General features: G+C 39.7%; 1 protein-coding gene. It reads left to right on the forward strand.

All coding sequences use genetic code 11. The features are described from left to right. Positions 1-659: 659 nt before the first annotated feature. Positions 660-2,870 (forward strand): hypothetical protein (locus tag Q0C15_RS02875; protein WP_297215893.1); only part of this gene is annotated, 2,211 nt, incomplete at its 3' end.

A 2,870-nucleotide genomic window follows, 5' to 3' on the forward strand; every position in this document is an offset into this window, starting at 1 on the left:
TGAAGCATATCCATTAACATTATGGTCGCAGTGTTCCAGAAAAATAGACCTATCAAAATGACGGAAAGTAAGTTAAATACTATTTCTTATTGAATTTATTTCAAGATCTGAGAAACTTGATAAATTTTTAATCAAAATTGTTAGGCATATAAAGTCAAAATTTCTATTATACTGCACAGGAATAGGTAAATTTAAAGTGACGGCTTTCTAATGCGTTATTTTTGTCTCATTTATATCCAAAGTTCCATTCGCCATGCTTGTTATTCTTATTTAATTGGTTCATCTCAAACGTATACTAGTCAGCTGGCTATTTCTTAGATCTACATGATATCTAGCATATATCAATGTCAAAGCGCCGGGACATTTTCTCATTAATTATTAAGGATGACGTTACGTATGATGTTAATTGTTGATACTAGGATAAAACTGCGTAGTCATCTTTCTAATATCAAGCATGAAACCTCAGGCGTATAATGAATTTTTAAAAATATTGGTTGATCTATAAAAGACAATGGTATAATGCTTGAGAGAAAATCATAGCAATGCATTAGATAACAGAAGTCACGAAAATAATTGCCTTTATCAGGTGCATATATGATGTAATAAGATTTAAATATCTAAATTTACATAAACACCTGCATAAATTGGAGGATAAGAACATGGAAAGTAATCAACCTAATATTCCTCCTGTTGGGCCGAAGACGTCCAATACGAAGTGGTACGCGATAATAACAGTTCTTGTGGTTGTTATTGTTGTCGTAAGCGTATTGGGCTTCTATCATCCGGTAACCACAGGATCTAGTGCAAAGGTAGTATCTGCCGAATCTTCAGCAGTGATAGGTCAGCCCTACAACCTAACAATACAGACTAACGGAGCTTTCAGCAGTATAACGGTCTACTGGGGAGACGCTACGACCTCAATTATACCATATGGTGGTAGTGATAAGATAACAGTTTCTCATGTTTATAATAATCCGGGAAACTATTACATTTACTATACTGTGAACTTCGGCGGTTCAGTTTATCAGAGCACTAACTCTCTCATATCGGTTACATCAACTAGCACATCATTACCTAGCGAGGAATCAGTTGGCGACATAGCTCTTGTTCACAGCACTTCTTCACCGCTTGTAAATCAGACTCAGCTCTTCAAGCCAATGACGAATCTATCCTATGTTGTCGGTTACTTTACTCCACCAGCAAATATTAGTTACGAGGTTATCTCACAGGTAGTCTATATTTATAAAAATGGATCTCTTGTGGAGAAAGTGAAGATGCCTTATTACTACAATTTCGCCGATCAAGCTTATAAATTGCCACCAAATCAAGCATATCTAAATCTCACCAACCTTACCTCTGGATATTATGAGATAGGCATAGCTACCTATACTGGTAGACTTGGATATCAGAGTTTCCCAACGACAATATACAACAGCACCATAATGAAGTATATGAAGGATCAGATGGCTTTCTACAATTACAATTCGACAACCGGTATGACGTCCATGACGCTGGCAAATGGTACTTTAACGTTAATGCTAGTTAGCCTTGGTTATCTCAAGGGGACTGAAGTTCAGAACTATGCTGGCACCGTTTTAAACTATGTCTCACCAACCGTGGTCAAGTATACTAACACTGCAAAATTGAATTATAGTGCAGGAGCATCTGTGAACTATCTTAAGGGGCAGTATGCTAATTTGAGTGCAAACGATTCATTTATGGTGGTTGCGAATTCAAGCTTGGCTTTCATACCCATGACTAATGTCACATTTGCCTCTGGTTCAATGCTCAATGTATCATCAGGCTCGCATTACAATATAAGCGCGAAATCAGGCGTCATGTTCATGAAGAACGCTACAGCATATCTCAACCAGACACTTAACTTCCCGAATGCTAAGGGTAATGGTGTAAATGTCACCGTGATGGCAGGAAACTCGGTAGAGGTTCCCAGTACAGTTACTATAACGTTTACGACGTATGGAAATTACACATCATCTGGAAAGCTTTATCCTGTTAAGCCTGGTGATACGGTGAAGGGACCGGAACTGCTATATTTCAACAATACAACATCGTTTGAGACTTCTTCAATTGAACTAATAGGTGGAAGTGCGTTGTACTTTGATAATAACACGGAAGTAGCGCTCTCTAATAATAGCATCATGGTGTTTGCAGCGGATTCAACTCTGATGAATCTTACATACGCAAAAGCTTTGGGAGGATCAAAGCTCACCTTTGTGAGTAAAGCGGAAACTCAGTTCATAACGAATTCGACCGTAACATACGAGGCATCATACAATACGGTATCTTATGCGGCAGGAAGCGTTATCAGCTATCCAGCGACATCTGGAGTAGGGCTCAACGCGGAGAACAATCTGACGTATGAAGTGAACACATCGCTACTATATGCAGCTCCAGTAAACGTAAAGTATCTGGGCCCGAACGATACAATAAATGTGACGCTTACGATTCAGACTTCTGGAATGACAACGTCGCCCATAATAACTGGTGAGCTTAATGCCACGGCTGGCATATTCCATACATTCTTCTACCAGGATCTGGTGATTGCGCCTAGTGCTGCACTCTTTACTGTCACAACTGCAGTGACAACATTCGTAAATGCGGAAGCAGAAACGGGAGCATATAAGACACTTGATGGAGCGATTGCTTATGATACAGTCAGCGGAGAGATACTTGAGAATGTGTATCAGTTCCTAGTGATGTACAACGGATCCTCATCAAGCTCATTCGTCCCACAGCTTGCAGCCTACCTCCCGACGACAACTAACGGTGGCATAAACACGAATTACAAGAACTATACGGTCACCACGCCCTGGCACACAACATATACTGTTCACATCAAACCGTATGAG

The organism is Thermoplasma sp., from assembly GCF_023256435.1.
GTDB lineage: Archaea > Thermoplasmatota > Thermoplasmata > Thermoplasmatales > Thermoplasmataceae > Thermoplasma.